Here is a 15,636-nt window from a genome sequence, read left to right on the forward strand (position 1 = left end):
TTTTTATATGCTAGGCAGGCATCCTTAATAGCTTGTTTTGTTATATTATTTGAATAGTCATTAAGCCATGAGTATTCTTTTGTCTTTTTTAGCTCAGTTAATCTTTTCCTAAGTTCTCTATCATTTAAAAATTTACCACCGTTATTATAATTCTCTTGTTCTGTAGCTAAAGCCCAATTATATGCCCATCTTGCTACTCCTGCACATTCCTTTAGTTTAGTTTTTTGTTTGTTGTTAGGTAGAAGCATTACTTTATAGGTTTTAATCATTAGGTTTATCACCCCCTAACAATTTCCTCATTTATAAAATTGTTATAGATATTTAGATTATTTTATAAATATAGTTTAACTGTTAAAAACCTCCTAATCCCATTTTTCCAACACAATCCCACTAATAAATAAAGCAAGAGTTATGCCAATATTTTTAAATACCTTCCAACCCTTTATATTGAGTATTTTTTATATAAATATAATTTTCAAATTATAATAATATGGCAGGCAATGTACGAATTTCACACACACTACCTGCCACCCCTTATCAATTCCCCTTTAATTTTGTCTTTAAAAAAGACATATGTACAAAAACACTACACTATTCTAAACCATATCTTTCTATTTTATCGTATAAACTAGAGCGACTAATGTTTAATATCTTGGCAGTTTTTTGTTTATTTCCCTTAGTCCTTTCTAAAACCCTTTTAATTACTTCTATTTCAGTTTCTTCTATTATTTCTTTTAAGGGGCGAAGGGGACCTTCCCCTTTTGTAACAGTCCTTTGGGTGATGTACATTGGTAAGTGTACCGGTAAAATGGTGTCTGAATCTGTTAAATTTATTGCCCTCTCCAAGACATTTTCTAACTCCCTAACATTTCCAGGCCAATTGTGTCCCCTTAAATATTCTAAGGTTTTAGGGGAAATTTTTTTGACGTATTTTCCCATTCCATTTGAAAGTTTTTCTAAAAGTTTATAGGCTAATATTTCTATATCTTCCTTTCTTTCCTGTAAAGAAGGGATATAGATAGACATTACATTTAATCTATAATAGAGGTCTTCTCTAAACTGACCTTTGGCGACCAATTCTTCTAAATTTTGATTTGTAGCAGCAATTACCCTTACATCAATAGATTTAGGAGAATTACTGCCAATCCTTTCTACTTCCTTTTCCTGTAATACCCGTAAAAGTTTTGCCTGCATTTTAAAGGGCATATCTCCAATTTCATCTAAAAAAATAGATCCACCATTAGCTAGTTCAAATTTCCCTACCTTTCCCCCTTTTTTAGCACCAGTAAAGGCACCTTCTTCATAGCCAAAAAGTTCTGACTCTAGAAGTTCTTGAGGGATAGCAGCACAGTTTACTTTAACAAAGGGATAATGACTTCTGTTGCTAGCATTATGAATGGCATGGGCAAATAATTCTTTGCCAGTACCACTTTTCCCTAATAACAAAACATTTGAGTTAGTTTGTGCAGCTTTTGCTGCCAAATATTTTGCCTGAAGGATCTTTTCACTTTCCCCTACGATATTTTCCCAAGAATATTTAGCCCCTTGTATTTCCTTAAGCTGAGTTTTATAAAGACTAAGTTCACTTTCCAATAACTTATTTTTTTGAATTATATCTTTGAATTCTTCTACATCTTGAAATAAAACCATTCCAAAGCCATATAAAACTTCCCCATTTTCATCTAAAACTGGGATCCGGTGGACAATAGCTGTATGTCCATTTTCAAATTTGTGTTTCCAAGCAATTTCCGCCTTTTTATTCTTAAAAACATAGGGAAAGCGGGAATTTCTATCTACATCTAAAACTTTTTTGCCAATAATCTGTTCTTTAGGATAACCTAAAAAATCGGCGAATATTTGGTTTATCATAATAACTTCTGTATTTTTCCCTATTAATATAATAGGGACCGGTATTGGGTCAAAAATTTTTTCCATCATGGAAATCAACATATTATCAATTACAATTTCATCGAGTTTTTTTCCTTTTGCCTTATTACTCATTTCCTCCCCACCCTTAAATAGTTTCCAATATAATTTATTCTATAACTTTTAAATAAAACCTTTTTGTTCTAAAAAATTAAATTATGTATTATATCAAATATATAAAATATTAACTTTTAATAAAATATTAAATATTCTACTTTTTTTAAACTATTGTGTTTGCTATAATGTTAATTAGGAACTTAAGGTTTAATTTTTAAAAGGGAGATGGGTAAATGAAAAAAATAAATTGGCTATTAGTTTTTTTAAATACCCTTTGTACTGGGGCAACGGCAGTTTTTTTTCTCTTTACTATATTTCAATTAACTATTGCTAAGGAAACTCCTTTTAATTTCAAAGAATCCTATAATCAATTACGGATTACAAATATTTATACCATAAATCAATCTGAAACTGTGGAATTAAAAGAAAAAATCCATACTCTAGTTTCTGATCAAGATGTTGTAATAATTATGACAAATATTGATTTAGTAGGTCTAGCCCTCTATGATCCTCAAGGATATTTTAAGCAATATCCATTAAAAACTGGAAATTATTTAGATTTTTACGATCCTTTGGGAGAAAATGAAGAAATCCACCAAATATTAGTTAAAGAAAATTCCTTTCTTTATAATTCAATGGAAAACAATACTATAATGTTACATGGCAAAGAGTATAAGGTAGTAGGAGTTTACTCTGAAGATCATCCACTAGCAACGGAAAACACCCAATATATTTACAACTTTTTTTCCACTATAGATCTTAGAGGTGAATATGTAATCTATACTGAAAATGAAAAGTTAATTGATGAAATAATTATCTTATTTGATAATTCTGAATATAAAATAAAAATTTTTGAGTTGAAGAAAGAAAATCTTTTTATAACATTTTTAAATCAAGTAATAACTATCCCCCTTTACCTAACTTCTTTTATTGGGATTATTTTTATTTACTTCAATTATTATTTGTATTTCAATGTCTTTTTATCAAAGTTTAGTAAAATTTCTAGTATCCATTTAAGGTTTGGAGCTACTAAATTTAAATTACTTCTGGAATATTCTAAAGAAATATTAATGAGCCTAACTATTGGCAGTGGTTTAGGTAGTATATTTTACTGGCTGTTTATACCTTTAAGAAATGAACAGCCTCCCTTTAAAATATATTTACTTTTACTAGTAGTTTCCATTTCCCTTAGTTACTTGTTATTTGCTGTGGTTTATTGGTTTAAAAAATTTAATGATACAAAATGGAGAGTTGATTATGAGAGGTAGAATATATTATGCTTTAAAGGATATTAAGAAAAACATCTTATCTATAATAATTTTTATGGGGCAGCTTGTTATTTTTACATTCTTTTTGCTAATTGTCATCAATGAATTATTTAATGTTTATTCATACGGAAAAAATATGGAAAAATTATATGATTATAATTTGGTATATTTTAATACCTATTACCACCCTTTAGGAACAAAAGTCACTGAGAAAGTAGATACTACTTTAAAAGAAGTTTTAGATGATAAAAAAAGGGCCTATTCAATTATCGAAAACTTTCCAGTCCAGGATATCCAAAATATCAAAACAGTAGTTGCCTTAGGAAATTTTCAAGAAATCTACGATATCAACCTAGAAAAAGATGATTTTGACAATCAAAGTAAAATCCCCGCTTTGTTAGGCAGAAATGTTAAAAATGTTAAAGTAGGGGACGAATTTTCTTTGAATCTTTTAGATAAAAAAGTGGTTATCGTTGGAGAGCTACCTAAGAATTCCTCATATTTTAAAAGACAAATGGAAGAATCATTAAATAATAGTATCCTTATTTTATCTTCTTATGAAGGATTAGGTCTTTTGCGGTATCACAATGTAGAACAGATAATTACAAATATTACCTTTGTGGATCCCGATATAAAAGAAATAAATGACTTTATTAATAATATGGAAGAAAGTAATCTAAGTTTTACCCCCAATTACTTCAATGACACTGTTTCAAAGTTGTATAGACAAAATAAAACCAACATTTTATTTTTCTTCACTTTCTTCTTATTTACCTTTGCATTTTCTATTTTAGGAATTTTATCTAATTTGATTACATTGGTAGATAAAAATCTACAAGAGTTTGCTGTACATTTACTTTACGGCGGAACATTAGCTGACCTTTACTGGAGGACATATATCTATGTTGCATCAATGATCTTTTTACCACTACTTGCTTCCTTGTATCTCCTTGAACAAACTGGTTTAAAATTTTTTTCTAATCTAACCATGTTAATTTGGGGGGGTATATTAATTGGATTAATTTCCCTTTATCCGTTGTGGAAATTGAAAAATAAAGACTTAGTTTTTTATTTAAGGAGGGATTACTAATGGAAGTTATTATAAAAGCTATGGAAGTAAAAAAAGAATACCTTACTGGTAAAAATAAAACTTTAGCAATAAATAATATCTCCTTTGATGTCTTCAAAGGGGAAAAACTCGCTATAACTGGACCTTCCGGTTGTGGTAAAACAACTTTGCTTAATATATTAGGGTTAATTGTAAAACCAACTTCTGGCAACATAATCATAGATTCTAAAGAAATATCAAGTTTTAAAGAAAGGGAAAGGGCTAGATATCGAAATAAATATTTTGGCTATATAGTTCAAGACTTCGCTTTAATAGAAGAATTTACCGTTTACGAAAATATTGAAATTCCCCTTTTATATACATCTGAAAAAGTTCCTAGAAGTAGAAGGAGGAAACTAATCTCAGAGCTTTTAACACAAGTAGGTTTAGAAGTTAAAATTAACGAAAAGGTTAAAAATTTATCAGGAGGTCAAAGGCAAAGGGTAGCTATAGCTAGAGCTATTGTAAATGACCCTGAAATCATTTTAGCCGATGAACCAACTGGTTCTCTTGATTCTAAGACAGGGGAAGAAATTATGACAATTTTAGATAACTTAGTCCAATTAGGAAAGACATTGATATTGATTACCCACGATAACGGCTTAGCCCAGTCCTGTGATCGACAAATCAAATTATTAGACGGAAAAATTACGGAAATAATATAAAAACAGGCAAGATTTTATCCTAGAAGTTGGGATAAATCTTGCCTTGTTTCTTTGATTACTTTCCTTTATTAACAGCTTTTTCTAAAAACTTATCTAATTTAATGATATACCTTTCATGGATTCCTTCACCTATTTTCTCTAACTGGTCAAAGGCTTCAACCTTAAATAATAATCTTTTCCCTTCAATTTCCAAAAGCTCTGCTACAGCCCATACCGTCATACCCACTGGGGTAGCTGCTAAATGTTTGACATCTAGATGGGTTCCAACGGTAGCAAATCCTTCGGGAAGGTGAGGATCTACAGCCTTTAATGCAGCATTTTCCATCAAGCCTATCATCAATGGTGTAGCAAAAACTTTAACTCCTCCACTGCCAAAGGCCTGGGCAGTATCTACTTCCCCTACCACTTTTTCCACTTTGGCATTCATACCAACAGTTAGATTAAATTCCATAGTGAACCTACCTCTCTTATTTAGGTGGCATTACAGTAGCCATTCCATCTAGTACCATTTGGCCCTTTTGGTTAGTACAAGTTGTTCTTAACTTAACCCTATTTTTTTCTTCAATTATTTCTACTACTTCAACTTCAGCTTTAACTGTGTCACCGATATATACAGGGGCGGTAAACTTTAATTCTTGTCCTAAATATATTGTTCCACATCCTGGAAGTTTCATTCCTAATACAGCAGAAATTAACCCAGCATTGAGCATACCATGGGCAATTCTAGTTTTAAACATAGTATTTTTTGCATACTCTTCATTGGTATGGGCAGGGTTTAAATCCCCTGTAATTCCACCGAAAAGATAAACATCAGTTTCTGTAATTGTCTTTTCAGTAAATGCTTTGTCACCAATTTTTAATTCCTTAATTGTTAAACCTTTCATCCAAACCTCTCCCTTCTAAAATGGCTATTTTAATTCTATAACAAAATATAATATTTTAAAAATTTTTTCTTTAATATTAGGCTTTCCAATAAGGAAAGCCTAATATAATTTTAATTTCCTTACTTTAATTCTTCAAGTAATGCAGGAAGAATTTTGTTAACATCTCCTACAATACCTAAATCAGCTACTTCAAAAATTGGAGCTTCAGGATTTGAGTTAATAGCAATGATAAACTCAGATTCTTCCATACCAGCTACGTGCTGAATGGCACCAGATATACCGCAGGCGATGTAAAGGTGAGGTCTTACAGTTTTTCCTGTTTGACCAACTTGGTGGTTTTTATCCATCCAACCTGCATCTACCGCTGCCCTAGAAGCAGATACCATTCCACCTAGTCTGTCGGCTAACTGTCCTAGAACTTCAAAACCTTCTTTTTTACCTAAACCTCTACCACCAGAAACTAAGACATTAGCATCTTCAATTCTAACTTTTGCTTTCTTTTCTTTAACTTCTTCTACTATTTCAACATTAATATCTGCCTCTGATAATTGAGGAGTTTCTACATGGACTTTACCAGCTCTAGTTTTATCCATTTCTTTTAAAGGCATTACACCAGGTCTAACAGAAGACATTTGTGGTCTGTGATCTGGACAAATGATAGTTGCCATAATGTTACCACCAAAGGCAGGTCTTGTCATTAACAAGTTTTTAGTTTCAGGATCAATATCTAAAGATGTACAATCAGCAGTTAGTCCTGTGTGAACCCTAGCTGCAACCCTAGGTGCTAAGTCTCTACCTATGGTAGTTGCACCAATTAACATAATTTCAGGTTTTCCTTCATTGATGGCATGGGCTAATACCTTTGTATAAGGCTCAGTTGTATATTTTTTCAATAACTTGTGTTCATATACCTTTACAGTATCAGCACCATAGTAAATTAACTCTTCAGCTAATCCTTGTACATTATCGCCTAATAATACTGCTGTAACTTCTGTTTCTAATTTATCTGCAATTTCTCTACCTTTGCAAATTAACTCTAGAGAAACCTTCTCTAAAACGCCATCCCTTTGCTCAACATAAACCCAAACACCTTTATAATCTTGTAAGTTCATTTTAATCTCTCCCTCCTCAATTTAGCTTAGATGATAAATTTTTCTCTAAGCTTATCAGCTATTACTTTTGCAGCTTCTTTCGGTGTTAAGTCTTTATGAATCACACCTTTACCCTTTACCCCTTTTGTAAAGGATTTTTTAACCTTTGTAGGTGAACCTTTTAATCCGATATTAGATCTATCTACATCGATATCTTCTAAAGTCCATTTAATAATTTCTTTTTCCCTGTAAGCATCAAAAATTCCACCTACAGACATGTATCTTGGTTCATTCATCTCTTTTAATGTAGTAATTAAGCAAGGCTTTTTAATTTTAATCCATTGGTAACCATCTTCAAAAATTCTTTTAACTAATAAATATTCGCCATCTAATTTTAAGTCTTCCACATAACTTACTTGTGGTAAACCTAAATGCTCAGCGATTTGTGGACCTACTTGAGCAGTATCACCATCTATCGCTTGACGTCCAGCAATAATTAAGTCGTATTCTAACTTTCTGATAGCAGCAGCTAGAGTTTGGGAAGTTGCCCATGTATCAGCACCAGCAAAAGCTCTGTCAGTTAAAAGGATACCTTTATCTGCTCCCATTGCCAGAGCTTCCCTTAAAGCTAATTCTGCTTGTGGTGGTCCCATAGTTAAAACTGTTACTTCAGCACCAACTTCTTCTTTTAATCTTAAGGCTGCTTCTAAACCACTTTTATCATCAGGGTTTATAATACTAGGTACCCCTTCCCTAATAAGGGTTCCTGTTTTAGGATCTAATCTAACTTCTGTAGTATCTGGAACTTGTTTTATACAAACGATTATTTTCATGACACTTTTCCCTCCCTAATTATTTTAACAGGTTAGCGGCAATAACCATTCTTTGAACTTCAGAAGTTCCTTCATAAATTTCAGTTATTTTCGCATCCCTCATCATTCTTTCTACTGGATATTCTCTCGTGTAACCGTATCCACCATGTAATTGTACTGCTTTTACAGTTACTTCCATAGCAGTTTCTGCTGCATATAACTTAGCCATAGCAGCTTCTTTACTGTGTGGTAAGCCATTATCTTTATGGAAAGCTGCTTTATAGACTAAAAGTCTAGCGGCTTCAACTTTTGTATGCATATCAGCTAATTGGAATTGGGTATTTTGGAAGAAACTTAGAGGTTTGCCAAATTGTTTTCTCTCTTTTACGTATTTAACCGTTTCATCTAAAGCACCTTGAGCAATACCTAGAGCTTGAGCAGCTATACCAATTCTACCACCGTCTAAAGTTTGCATAGCAATTTTGAAACCTTGACCTTCTTTACCTAGTAGATTTTCTTTAGGAATTACGCAATTTTCAAAGATTAACTCACAAGTAGCTGAACCTCTGATACCTAACTTAGCTTCTTTTTTGCCAATGGTGAATCCTGGAGTACCAGCTTCAACAATAAATGCAGAAATACCCTTTACCCCTGCAGATTTATCAGTCATAGCCATAACAATGTAAATATCTGCATAACCAGCATTGGTAATAAAGATTTTAGTACCATTTAAAATGTAATTATCTCCGTCTAGAACTGCAGTTGTTTGTTGGTTACCTGCATCGGTACCGGCATTAGGCTCTGTTAAACCAAAGGCTCCTAATTTTTCCCCTTTTGCCAATGGAACAAGATATTTTTGTTTTTGCTCTTCTGTTCCAAACATGTAAATTGGGTTAGCACATAGTGAAGTGTGGGCAGAAACAATTACTCCTGTAGTAGCACAAACTTTAGATAGTTCTTCTACCGCCATAGCATAAGCTAGATTATCTCCACCTTGTCCACCATATTCCTTTGGAAAAGGAATACCTAAAAAACCATACCTAGCTAATTTTTTCACAGTTTCTACTGGAAACTCTTCTGCCTCATCTACATGATGGGCTAAAGGCTTTACCTCTTTTTCAGCAAATTCTCTGTACATTGTCTGTAACATTTGATGTTCTTTAGAAAAACTAAAATTCATAAACTCTTCCTCCTTTTTGTGAAAGTTCTTTCTTTCACTTTATTTGTATTTTAAAAAATTATTTATCATTAGATAATGTGTTTATCTAATGTTTATAACCGACAATTTATAATAGCAAAAAACATGCCAAATTTTTTAATGATAATAAACCCTTTATTTATCGCCTATTAAAGATTTGATTTTTTAACACCAAACAAATTCTGTCCCGATTTCCGCACACTCCTGCAAGTTGTGTTGGTTTTTACTGTTTGTTTTCCCGGACAATAGTCAAAATTTGTACAGGTTTGTGTACAAAAAAAGACGGCACTTACTGTACCATCTAGCTTTTCAAAAATTTTATGCACTTGTACTCACTTCTCTTTCAGCATATTCCCTAATTAAAATAATAGGTGTTTGTTCTCTATCTTGTCCTGCTGGATTATCTTTTAATAACTTTCTTACTAGATCTTCTTTATCTTGTATTTCTTTATTAGAGGCAAGAATTTCTACACCTAAATCATTGGCATCTACAATCATAGAATCTATATCGTATTTCTCTTTAATTTTTTGGCATACTTTTTCTGGATTTTTAGGGGCAAAAATTCCTTTATCTGCATAATAATCATAAGCTTCATCATTAAAGCCATCTAAATTACTTATACCGTTACCAATTATTTTATAAAATACACCTTTGATGCGGAAGATCTTGCAGATAGCTGCAATAATAGCTGCAAATAGAATTTTCACCGGCCCTACTATATCGATAGCTACTTGCATTTTATATTCATTACGCAACCCTGTACAATGTTTATTCTTAACAACAAATTTAGATAATAATTTAGCTAAAAGAGTAACTTTTACGTCTTTTTTATATATTATATCTCCTTGACTTAAGGCTACTATTTTTTCACTTAAAGTTATAATATCCCCCTTTTGATAGTAGGGAATGACATATTCTTCTATTACTTTATCTAAATCTTCACCTAAAGTAATAAAATGGGTTTTAATAGCATATCTGGCATAATTTTTACCATCAATTTCTCTATATAGGGCCTTTCCCTCATTAGCTTTTAACATAAATTAACACCTTCCAATAACTTTAAAATTATTATTTTAAACTACTTGATAACAAGTAAGTATGCCCATATATTTTTATACTATACAATATAATTATTACAAAATTATTAATTAAATCATAAATTTATTACTCTAAAAGATAATCCCCTGCATACCTAATACCGATAGCTCCTAAAGGTGCTGTAATTACTATAGCTAAAACAGCTAATGCTAATATAATTTCTCCCCTTGGAACTCCCATAGCTAAAGGTATTCCTCCAATAGCAGCTTGAACTGTCGCTTTAGGGCTATAGGCAATTGCACAAAAAATTTTTTCTTTAGTGTTTAAGCCACTTTTAATTAAGGAAAAGAAAACCCCTATACTTCTTGCTAATACACCTGTAAATATCAATAAAATCCCCAAAAGTCCCGCTTCTTTCGCTACCATAATATTTACTTCAGCCCCTACTAATACAAAAAGCAAAAGCTCAGCAAAAACCCAAACCTTATTAAGTTTTGTAGCTAACCTTTGAGCAACTAATGGGATTTTTTGAAGTAACACAAAACCTATTACCATTACTCCTAAAAGTCCTGCTATCTCTATTTTTTCAGCAAATTCTTTTTCCATAGTAACTAATATTAAACCTGCTGACAGTAAAAATAGGACTTTTTTAGTATCCCTGATATGAAATTTTTTAAAAATTTTAATCAAAATTAAGGAAAAAATAAATCCTAATACTATACCCAAGAAAATAGCAACTAAAATTTTTTGTCCTTGAATAAATAGATTAAATTGACTTCCTCCATACAGTCCTAAAAAAGAAGTAAAGATAGTTATAGCAACTACATCATCTATACTGGCCCCTGCTAATAATAGAGTTGGTATTCCCTTTTTTTCGCCTTTTCCTTCATTCATCAATTTTAACATAGAAGGGACAACCACTGCGGGAGATACTGCAGCGATAATAAAACCTAACATTCCTCCTTCAGTAAAATCGAAATTGAAAAAAATAGTACTTAAAAATAAAATTGTCAACCCTTCCAGTAATCCTGGAAAAAAACTCAAAAGTAAAGCAGGTCTTCCAACTTTAATTAATGTATCTTTTTTTATTCCTAACCCTGCCCTTAACAAAATAATTATTAAGGCAATCATCCTTAGTTCAGATGATATTAAAAGGATCTGGGGACTTAAGATATTAAATCCGTAAGGTCCCATTAACACCCCTAAAACTAACATACCTAATAAGCCTGGTAATTTAATTTTTTCAAAAAGAACATAGAACAGTGAACCAAAAATAATTATTATAGCAAGACTTAATAACATCTACATTCCTCCTCTGTCTTGATTTAAAAAACAAAACTCCTACCCTGTCAAGGTAGGAGTCATTAGCCAAGAAATTTAGGCGGTTCTAGTGGATCTCCATCACTAACTTTAGTTGTCAGTTCTATTATACAAATTCAACTAAAATTAGTCAATAAAATAACTCTGAATTTTTCTTATAAAAGGTATATCTGCGGGGGCAAAAAGGTATTCATTTAGTCCTTCGACGGAAACCCAACTGACCTTTTGATGAAATTTTTCTGTAGGTTGCCCTGAAACGATAGAACATAAATAACTTTTTATTTTAACCACCTTGTCCCCGTAATTATGGGTATTTTCTCCAAAGAAATCTCCTACTAAGATTTCAATTCCCAATTCTTCAAAAATCTCCCTTTTTAAAGTTTGTTCAGGGGTCTCACCCTTTTCAACCTTTCCTCCTGGAAATTCCCACAAATTTTCTAAAGAATCCCCTAAAGGTCTTTGGGCAATTAGTATCCGATCCCCTTCTATTATGATAGCGGCACAAACTTCTAACTCCTTATTCCTTTCATTTAATCTTGATGGCTGTATAGTAATATTCCCTCTCATGTCCTCCATGGGGCTGAAAGTCAAACCCCTGCCTTTCCAATTCTTCAACAATTCCTTCTGATTGAGTAGCATCTGCTCCTTCTAGCCTAATAACTATTCTATCATTAACTTCCATATCCTTTAATTGTTCTCTTAACCTCTGCAGGTCAAGGGGAGTTATTTCTGTGCCACAATTAAAGAAGTATTCTTTCATCTAAATTCCTCCCTTAACATTTTCCTCAAGTTTAGTTTGTACTAAATAATAATTTTTAAACACAAAAGAAACCGTCATCTCAAGTTACCTTGAAATGACGGTCTAATTATTTCTTTACCGTATTTTATTGAGAAATGACATTGAAATCTCTAGAACGGCGGCAGAAAGTACCTTCACAACCAATTACAAATACTGTTCCTCTTATATTACTTGGAACTTGCCAATGAAACTCGATGATATTTGTCCTTTGAACTTTTTTAGCTTCAATAAGCCTTGTTTGATTAAAAGGTTGACTTGCAGGGGTAAAGAATAAGAATCCTTCATTTACGTGCATTGGGAACCTAGCTCTAATTATAGTATGTCTCGCTAATCGTACTCCCCCTTCTACAACTGGTAATGGTTTTCCATCTGATCCTAAAAATTCAACTGCAACGGGCTCTGGAGGGTGTGGAGGAGTTGGTGGGTGTGGTGGATGGGGTGGCATTGGTGGGTGTGGTGGATGAGGTTTTTTAGTTGGAACACAAATTCTTTGCCCTACAAAAATAAGTGCAGGATTTGGAATTTGGGGGTTAGCTGCTATAAGTTGTTGTAATGGTATTTGAAAACGTTGAGCTATTAAAAATAAACTATCTCCCTTTTGCACAGTGTAAATGAACCCACTGCAATGGGCTGGTGGAGCTGGAGGTCTGACATTTTGAGCCAAAGGACTTGCCACTTCATGCATGGATCTATTTTTAGCTAACTTTCTTTTCACTTTTTTTCACCACCTTTATAGGTTTTCCCTACATTATATGTCAAAAGATAATTAAAGTTTTAGGACATTTGTGTATTTTTAAAGATATTTACTTTTTCCAAAAAATAACTGTACTTTTTTTTTGCAACAAGCAGGAATTTTGTTATACAACAGCGAATATATTAAGTAATAAATTTTCTATACATTCAGTATTGTGTGTAAAGTTTGAGATTTATTTCACAAGGAAGGAGGGTAGACTAACAATACTGGATAATAGAAAAAAATCTAAATCTAAGAAAAGGAGAGTGTTAGTAAATGGAAAAACGGGAACAGTGGGGTTCAAGGTTAGGTTTTATTTTCGCTGCAGCAGGTTCTGCCATTGGATTAGGTAATATTTGGCGTTTCCCGACAAGGGTTGGGGAAAACGGTGGAGGAGCTTTTGTACTAATTTATTTATTAATTATGTTTGCCATCGGTATCCCTGTTATGATTTCTGAATTCGTTGTAGGTAGAAAAGGGCAGAAAAATATAGTAGGGTCCTTTACTTCTATCAAAAAAACTCCCCTTTGGTATGGAGTTGGATTTATGGGAGTTTTATCAGGATTTTTAATCTTAAGCTTTTACTCTGTAATAGCCGGTTGGGGTGTAAGTTACATTTTTAAATTCATAACTGGTACTTTTTCTGGCAATGTAGATACAGAATCAATATTTGTAGGATTAATAACTAATCCAACTCAGCCACTATTTTGGCACTTAGTATTTATGGCTATGACAACATTTATAGTGTTAAAAGGAATTGGTGATGGTATAGAAAAATACAGTAAACTCCTAATGCCTACCCTTTTGGGTTTGCTTGTTCTATTGGCAATAAGGGCTCTAACTTTAGATGGAGCTTGGGAAGGAGTTATCTGGTACTTAAAACCAGATTTTAGCGAAATCAAAGCAGATACCATTTTAGCTTCACTAGGGCAAGTATTCTTTAGCTTAAGTTTAGGTATGGGTGCAATGATCACCTATGGTAGTTATCTTTCTAAAAAAGAAGATATCCCTGGCAATGCGGTGTTAATTTCCCTTGCCGATCTACTAATCGCAGTATTGGCCGGTTTTATCATCATCCCAGCGGTATTTGCCTTTGGCTTAGAACCTGGAGCTGGTGCTGGTTTAGTGTTTATGACTTTACCTGCAGTTTTTGGTGCGATGCCCTTTGGTAATTTCTTTGGCTTCTTATTCTTCGTTTTATTAACTATAGCTGCTTTAACTTCTGCAATTTCCCTCCTCGAGGTTGTAGTAGCTTACTTTATTGATGAAGTTAAATGGGATAGAAAAAAGGCAGCTTTAATAGTTGGAACAATTATTTTCTTAATGGGTATTCCTGTATCTTTATCCCAAGGTGGAATCACTATCGCTAATATCGACTTCTTAGATCTGTTTGATAAAATTACTTCTTTAGTTTTCTTACCCCTTGGTGGTTTAATGACCGTTATCTTTGTCGGTTGGGTCTGGGGTGGTAAAAATGCCCTTGAAGAAATTCGCCAAGAAGGAGTTAAGTTTGAACTTGGTAATGCATGGTTATTCTTAATTAAATATGTACTACCAATAGTTCTACTTTATATACTAATAAGTGGTTTATTCCTATAATAAAATTTTATTTAATTTAAACTAATAAATTTCAAGGCTATGGCAAACTACAAAAAATTGCCATAGCCTTTTATTTTTTTATTATGGGTTTTAAACTATATTGTTCTGTAGTATAATTTTAATAAACTATTAATCTAATCTGAGGAGTAGAGAATATGCTCAAATCATTTAAGGGAAACACATTATACAAACTTCCTACCCTTTTTTTCGGCTTTATTCTTTGCAGTTTAGGAATTACAATGATGTACAAAGGGAGAGATTTAGGTTTAGGGCCATGGGATGTACTACACACCGGTATTATGAATTACCTTCCTCTAACCTTCGGTCAAGTCTCACAAATGACGGGATTTATTATTATTCTTATTAGTTCATTGTTAGGGGTAGCTCCAGGTATCGGTACCGTGTTAAATATGATTTTTATCGGAATATTTATTGACTTTTTCGATAATAGTCCTTTGTTATTTACCCCCCAAACCTTTGTTGGTAAATTGATAATGTTAATTCTAGGGGTATGGATTTTAAGTATTGGTATTTATTTTTATCTAAAATGTGGTCTTGGAGCTGGACCTAGAGATGGTTTAATGTTAGGTCTCGTAAAAAAAACAAATCTTTCCGTTGGCAGAATAAAAACTTTCATGGAAATATCTGTATTGATATTGGGAGCTTTATTAGGTGGTCAAGTGGGAATTGGAACAATCATTGTAGCCCTAACATTAGGTTATTCTTTACAAATTGTTTTCACTATAGGAAAGTATAATTCAAGGGATATTATTCATAGAACTTTAAAGGATGAATTTTTATCTTTATCAAAAATATTTAACCAAAAAGAAAGGAGTTTATTATGAAAATTACACTAACTGAAGAAGTGATGGGATATCTAAAAGAGAAAAATAAACAGGTAATTACAGTCAATTTGGTAATAGGTGGTTCCTCTTGATGTGGGCAAACTTATAGGTCTGAGGTTCAGACTAAACCCCCAAAAAAACTGGATAATTATTATAAATATGAAATAGAAGACATAACTGTTTACGTAGATAAAGACTTACCTGTTGATAGAGAAAAAGGTCTTAACATTACTTTAGAAGGTTTTTGGTTATTCAAAGTTTTAAAGGTAGAAAACAAACTGTAATGGGAAGG

Annotated in this window: 17 protein-coding genes, 1 pseudogene and 1 riboswitch; of the genes and pseudogenes, 6 read left to right on the forward strand and 12 right to left on the reverse strand. The window is 32.5% G+C overall.

Annotated features, from left to right (window positions below):
- Both BMX60_RS02040 and BMX60_RS02045 read right to left on the reverse strand, forming a co-directional pair.
- The coding region (locus tag BMX60_RS02040; protein ID WP_177159656.1) for a helix-turn-helix domain-containing protein at positions 1 to 269 on the reverse strand (269 nt) is incomplete at its 3' end.
- 322 nt (positions 270 to 591) lie between these two features.
- Positions 592 to 2,001 carry a sigma-54 interaction domain-containing protein gene (locus tag BMX60_RS02045; protein ID WP_091348588.1) on the reverse strand — a complete coding sequence of 470 codons (1,410 nt, stop codon included), beginning with the start codon at positions 1,999 to 2,001 and terminating at the stop codon, positions 592 to 594.
- Between the two features lie 215 nt (positions 2,002 to 2,216).
- On the opposite strand from BMX60_RS02045, the gene BMX60_RS02050 reads away from it, so the two are divergent.
- Genes BMX60_RS02050 through BMX60_RS02060 form a run of 3 tightly spaced genes read left to right on the forward strand, consistent with a single transcriptional unit; the run spans position 2,217 to position 5,024 of the window.
- Positions 2,217 to 3,251 carry a hypothetical protein gene (locus BMX60_RS02050; protein WP_091348591.1) on the forward strand — a complete coding sequence of 345 codons (1,035 nt, stop codon included), beginning with the start codon at positions 2,217 to 2,219 and terminating at the stop codon, positions 3,249 to 3,251.
- Positions 3,241 to 4,341, forward strand: coding sequence for a hypothetical protein (locus BMX60_RS02055; protein ID WP_091348593.1), 1,101 nt, complete (start codon positions 3,241 to 3,243; stop codon positions 4,339 to 4,341). The genes BMX60_RS02050 and BMX60_RS02055 overlap by 11 nt, the downstream gene beginning before the upstream one ends.
- Positions 4,341 to 5,024, forward strand: a complete 684-nt coding sequence (locus tag BMX60_RS02060; protein ID WP_091348595.1) for an ABC transporter ATP-binding protein — start codon at positions 4,341 to 4,343, stop codon at positions 5,022 to 5,024. The genes BMX60_RS02055 and BMX60_RS02060 overlap by 1 nt, the downstream gene beginning before the upstream one ends.
- Before the next feature lie 55 nt (positions 5,025 to 5,079).
- On the opposite strand, the gene BMX60_RS02065 is transcribed toward BMX60_RS02060, so the two are convergent.
- From BMX60_RS02065 to BMX60_RS11980, 10 genes are all read right to left on the reverse strand, one after another.
- Positions 5,080 to 5,475: a thioesterase family protein gene (locus tag BMX60_RS02065; RefSeq protein ID WP_091348597.1), complete on the reverse strand. Its 396-nt coding sequence runs from the start codon at positions 5,473 to 5,475 to the stop codon at positions 5,080 to 5,082.
- A 16-nt stretch (positions 5,476 to 5,491) separates the two neighbouring features.
- Entirely contained in the window at positions 5,492 to 5,908 is a 417-nt protein-coding gene (locus BMX60_RS02070; RefSeq protein WP_091348600.1) for a MaoC family dehydratase, read from the reverse strand.
- A 119-nt stretch (positions 5,909 to 6,027) separates the two neighbouring features.
- The gene (locus BMX60_RS02075) at positions 6,028 to 7,020 is read right to left on the reverse strand and encodes an electron transfer flavoprotein subunit alpha/FixB family protein (protein WP_091348602.1); all 993 of its coding nucleotides are present in this window, start codon (positions 7,018 to 7,020) and stop codon (positions 6,028 to 6,030) included.
- Positions 7,021 to 7,046: 26 nt separating this feature from the next.
- On the reverse strand, positions 7,047 to 7,832 hold the full coding sequence (locus tag BMX60_RS02080) for an electron transfer flavoprotein subunit beta/FixA family protein (protein WP_091348604.1): 786 nt from the start codon (positions 7,830 to 7,832) through the stop codon (positions 7,047 to 7,049).
- A gap of 19 nt (positions 7,833 to 7,851) precedes the next feature.
- Positions 7,852 to 8,991, reverse strand: a complete 1,140-nt coding sequence (locus tag BMX60_RS02085) for an acyl-CoA dehydrogenase (protein WP_091348606.1) — start codon at positions 8,989 to 8,991, stop codon at positions 7,852 to 7,854.
- A gap of 336 nt (positions 8,992 to 9,327) precedes the next feature.
- Complete coding sequence (locus BMX60_RS02090; protein WP_091348608.1) at positions 9,328 to 10,047, reverse strand: coenzyme F420-0:L-glutamate ligase; 720 nt, start codon at positions 10,045 to 10,047, stop codon at positions 9,328 to 9,330.
- Between the two features lie 127 nt (positions 10,048 to 10,174).
- Complete coding sequence (locus BMX60_RS02095) at positions 10,175 to 11,350, reverse strand: cation:proton antiporter (RefSeq protein WP_091348611.1); 1,176 nt, start codon at positions 11,348 to 11,350, stop codon at positions 10,175 to 10,177.
- A 46-nt stretch (positions 11,351 to 11,396) separates the two neighbouring features.
- A riboswitch (Fluoride riboswitch) is annotated at positions 11,397 to 11,463 on the reverse strand.
- A gap of 31 nt (positions 11,464 to 11,494) precedes the next feature.
- Positions 11,495 to 11,935, reverse strand: coding sequence for an 8-oxo-dGTP diphosphatase MutT (gene mutT / locus BMX60_RS02100; RefSeq protein ID WP_091348612.1), 441 nt, complete (start codon positions 11,933 to 11,935; stop codon positions 11,495 to 11,497).
- Complete coding sequence (locus BMX60_RS02105) at positions 11,895 to 12,128, reverse strand: hypothetical protein (RefSeq protein ID WP_091348615.1); 234 nt, start codon at positions 12,126 to 12,128, stop codon at positions 11,895 to 11,897. Before BMX60_RS02105 ends, mutT begins: the two co-directional genes overlap by 41 nt.
- Positions 12,129 to 12,252: 124 nt before the next feature.
- Positions 12,253 to 12,882 carry a LysM peptidoglycan-binding domain-containing protein gene (locus tag BMX60_RS11980; RefSeq protein ID WP_207648375.1) on the reverse strand — a complete coding sequence of 210 codons (630 nt, stop codon included), beginning with the start codon at positions 12,880 to 12,882 and terminating at the stop codon, positions 12,253 to 12,255.
- Positions 12,883 to 13,176: 294 nt separating this feature from the next.
- On the opposite strand from BMX60_RS11980, the gene BMX60_RS02115 reads away from it, so the two are divergent.
- From BMX60_RS02115 to BMX60_RS12445, 3 genes and pseudogenes are all read left to right on the forward strand, one after another.
- On the forward strand, positions 13,177 to 14,499 hold the full coding sequence (locus tag BMX60_RS02115) for a sodium-dependent transporter (RefSeq protein ID WP_091348617.1): 1,323 nt from the start codon (positions 13,177 to 13,179) through the stop codon (positions 14,497 to 14,499).
- 155 nt (positions 14,500 to 14,654) lie between these two features.
- Positions 14,655 to 15,344 carry a YczE/YyaS/YitT family protein gene (locus tag BMX60_RS02120; RefSeq protein WP_242945686.1) on the forward strand — a complete coding sequence of 230 codons (690 nt, stop codon included), beginning with the start codon at positions 14,655 to 14,657 and terminating at the stop codon, positions 15,342 to 15,344.
- Positions 15,345 to 15,448: 104 nt separating this feature from the next.
- Positions 15,449 to 15,628, forward strand: a pseudogene (locus BMX60_RS12445) (CC/Se motif family (seleno)protein); the annotation flags it as partial.
- Positions 15,629 to 15,636: the final 8 nt, after the last annotated feature.

The sequence above is a fragment of the Anaerobranca gottschalkii DSM 13577 genome, assembly GCF_900111575.1.
Lineage (GTDB): Bacteria > Bacillota > Proteinivoracia > Proteinivoracales > Proteinivoracaceae > Anaerobranca > Anaerobranca gottschalkii.